Origin of the sequence: Aeromonas sp. R3-1 (assembly GCF_040908345.1) — a bacterium.
Lineage (GTDB): Bacteria > Pseudomonadota > Gammaproteobacteria > Enterobacterales > Aeromonadaceae > Aeromonas > Aeromonas veronii.
In genome coordinates this window covers 1-3,115 of record NZ_JBFODN010000044.1, presented here as the reverse complement: position 1 = coordinate 3,115, position 3,115 = coordinate 1, and the positions used below count along the sequence as shown (strand labels likewise).

At 60.5% G+C, this 3,115-nt stretch carries 2 protein-coding genes and 2 tRNA genes; 3 read left to right on the top strand and 1 reads right to left on the bottom strand.

What is annotated here, in order from left to right; translation table 11 throughout:
- Positions 1-502: hypothetical protein (locus AB5Y85_RS02280; protein ID WP_368221113.1), on the top strand; the 502-nt coding region annotated here is incomplete at its 5' end.
- Positions 503-596: 94 nt separating this feature from the next.
- On the opposite strand, the gene glgX is transcribed toward AB5Y85_RS02280, so the two are convergent.
- The gene (gene glgX / locus AB5Y85_RS02275; protein ID WP_368221112.1) at positions 597-2,660 is read right to left on the bottom strand and encodes a glycogen debranching protein GlgX; all 2,064 of its coding nucleotides are present in this window, start codon (positions 2,658-2,660) and stop codon (positions 597-599) included.
- A 196-nt stretch (positions 2,661-2,856) separates the two neighbouring features.
- On the opposite strand from glgX, the gene AB5Y85_RS02270 reads away from it, so the two are divergent.
- Positions 2,857-2,933: transfer RNA gene (locus tag AB5Y85_RS02270), tRNA-Met, on the top strand.
- Between the two features lie 95 nt (positions 2,934-3,028).
- Positions 3,029-3,105: transfer RNA gene (locus tag AB5Y85_RS02265), tRNA-Met, on the top strand.
- The last annotated feature ends 10 nt before the right edge of the window (positions 3,106-3,115 follow it).

Below are 3,115 nucleotides of genomic sequence, written 5' to 3'. Positions count from 1 at the left end.
GGCTGCACTGGTGCTCGGGGTTGGCTTGTCGCTGGCCCAATCACGGCTGGAGGGCAAGCGCTCAGTCCCCTCGACACTGCTCTGGTTACCTGCGTTGCCGCTCGCTCTCTATGGCATCGGGTTGCTGCAACTGCAGGGCTGGGTGAGCGGTCTGCTGCAGATGGCTATGCTGGGGGCGGCTTTTGCCCATCTGATGCTGCTGCGGGCCCGTCATCGCCTCAAGGCATTCAATACCCTGTTGCCGCTGGCCGGTCTGGTGGGGGCGATGGCCAGCCTTGTCTGGCTGGCAGTGCTGGTGGGCTGGCAAGGGGGTGAGGCCAATCTCGATGCCCTGATCCCGGCGGTGGTGACCCAGGCAGCGCTGTTGGTGGCCTCCCTGCTGCTCTGGTTCAGCCCGCTCTATTTGCTGCGTGATACCGCGCCAGTGGTGGTCTCTACCTCCCTGTGTGGCCTGCTGATCGCCCAGATCGCCGCTACCAGCGTGTTGCACCAGCTGATCTGACACTGGCGCTGAAAAGAGAAAGCCCCGAGCCAACACTCGGGGCTTTTGCATATCTGGCTTGCAGGTATCGCTGCTATCAATTCACAGCAATCGATCAATAGAAATCGTCGGCCCCGCAGATAAAGAGGCAACTGCTGCGCGGCTGGGCCAGATATTCGCGGGTCAATCCCTCCAGCGGCATGCCGAAGGTGCAGATATCTTGCGGCGAGGGGAGGGCGGTATCGAGGATCCGCCGCCAGTAGCCGCCGACCCCCTTGGGGGGGCTCGGCAGGTTGAAGGTGAGGGGCTCCCAGTAGGCGTTGAACAGCACATAGAGCGCCAGCTTGGTTTCGCTCGACAGCGCCGACATGGCGATGGCGTGGGAGTGGGGGCTGAAATCCGGTTGCCCGGCGTTGACTCCGTGCCAGCAGATCTCGCTGTGGCGCAGGATCTCGGTGAGCGACAGCGGCATGCTCTCCTGCTCCGGGCGCTGGAACAGGTGTTTGCGGTATTGGATCAGCTCCTTCATAAAGCGGAACATCTCCTGACTGCGGGCATTGGGCAGCCAGTTCATCCAGCAGGTGGCATTGTCCTGGCAGTAGCCGTTGTTGTTGCCCCGCTGGGTGCGCAGCAGCTCGTCTCCCATCAGCAGCATGGGGGAGCCCACCGAGAGCAGGGTCGCCACCATCATGTTTTTGGCCTGGCGCATCCGCAGGGCGTTGATCTGGGGATCTTCCGTCACCCCTTCGTGGCCGTGGTTCCAGCTGAAGTTGTGATCGCAGCCGTCACGGTTCTCCTCCCCGTTGGCCTCGTTGTGCTTGCTGTTGTAACTGGCCCAGTCCCACAGAGTAAAACCGTCGTGACAGGTGACGAAGTTGATACTCTTCTCGGGATCGGCGTGGTGATAGTGGTAGATGTCGGGGCTGCCGCAGAGCCGCTCGACGAAGGTGGTGACGCTGTTGTCATCCCCGCGCAGGAAGCGGCGCACATCATCCCGGAACTGGCCGTTCCACTCACGCCAGCGGGCGCCGGCCAGTGACCCCACCTGATAGAGTCCCCCCGCGTCCCAGGCTTCGGCAATCAGCTTGATGTCGGCGATGTTGGGGTCGGTATCTATGGTGCGTAGAGTGGGGGCATTGGCCTGCGGCTGACCCGATTCATCCCGCGACAAAATGGCTGCCAGATCAAACCGAAAGCCATCGACGTGCATCTCCTGACGCCAGAAGTGGAGGCTGTCCATGATCATCCGCAGCACCACCGGATGGGCGCCGTTGAAGGTGTTGCCGCAGCCCGAATAGTTGGTGTCCTTCTGGTTGTTGTCGAGGATGTAGTAGGCCTCGTTGTCGATGCCGCGAAACGAGAAGGTGGGGCCATCATCACCCCCTTCGGCGGTGTGGTTGTAAACCACGTCCAGGATCACCTCGATATTGGCCTTGTGCAGCGCCTTGACCATGTCGCGAAATTCGGTCAGCGGATCATCGCCGCAGGCGTATTGGGCGTGGGGGGCGAAAAAGGACATGGGGCTGTAACCCCAGTAGTTGGAGAGTCCTTTGGGCGCATCCTGAGGATCGAACTGGAACACCGGCAGCAGCTCGACGGCGGTGACGCCGAGAGATTGCAGATAGGGGATCTTCTCAATCAGCCCGAGATAGGTGCCACGTAGCGCCGGATCGACCCCGGAGCTCGGGGACTTGGTAAAGCCCCCCAGATGCAGTTCGTAGATCACCGAGCGGGAGAGGGAGTGAGCGGGCAGTTTGTCTCCTTCCCAGTCGTAGTGGCGAGTATCGACCACCTTGTTCTTGGCGCAACAAGCTAGATTGCTGCCTGGACGGGCCGCCGCCCATCGATCGTAATTGGCGCCAAGCTCGATGCTGCGGCCGTAAGGGTCGAGCAACACCTTCTCGGCATCGAAGCGGGTGCCGCCATATGGGCGCCACGGGCCCTGAATGCGATAGGCGTAACGCTGCCCGACCGAGATCCCCTCCACATGGATATGCCAGTAGTAGGCGGTGCGGTTAAGGCGCGGGGATAGGGGGATCACCTCGGGGGTCGCATCGTCTGCGCTTGCGAAGAGCAGCAGTTCGACCCGGCTGGCGAGGCGTGCCCAGATCGCGAAGTTGACGCCGTTACTGTCGGGTGTGGCCCCCAACTGACGGCAGTGACCGGCGGAGATGCGCATATTCTACCTACCCAAAATGAGGAGTGTTCACCTTATTGAGTGTAGTGCCGGATGCCTGGCAAGGACTCGATTGCCTGAAAAAACAGCATGATGCTGCTAATGACCGCACTATTTGTCCGATTAATCTACGAATAAACTTTTTTTGAGATATTTACTTGCAATCTGTGCGCTGGCGCCTATTATTGGCGACCTCAGACGCGGGGTGGAGCAGCCCGGTAGCTCGTCGGGCTCATAACCCGAAGGTCGTCAGTTCAAATCTGGCCCCCGCAACCATCTGAGATCCTGACCAGTCAAACCGGTGTAACCGGTTGGTAGGAAAGAAGAAATCGAACTGGCTACTGCTCGGCCACTTCGAGAAAAAATTCGGACGCGGGGTGGAGCAGCTCGGTAGCTCGTCGGGCTCATAACCCGAAGGTCGTCGGTTCAAATCCGGCCCCCGCAACCAACTCTTTCGT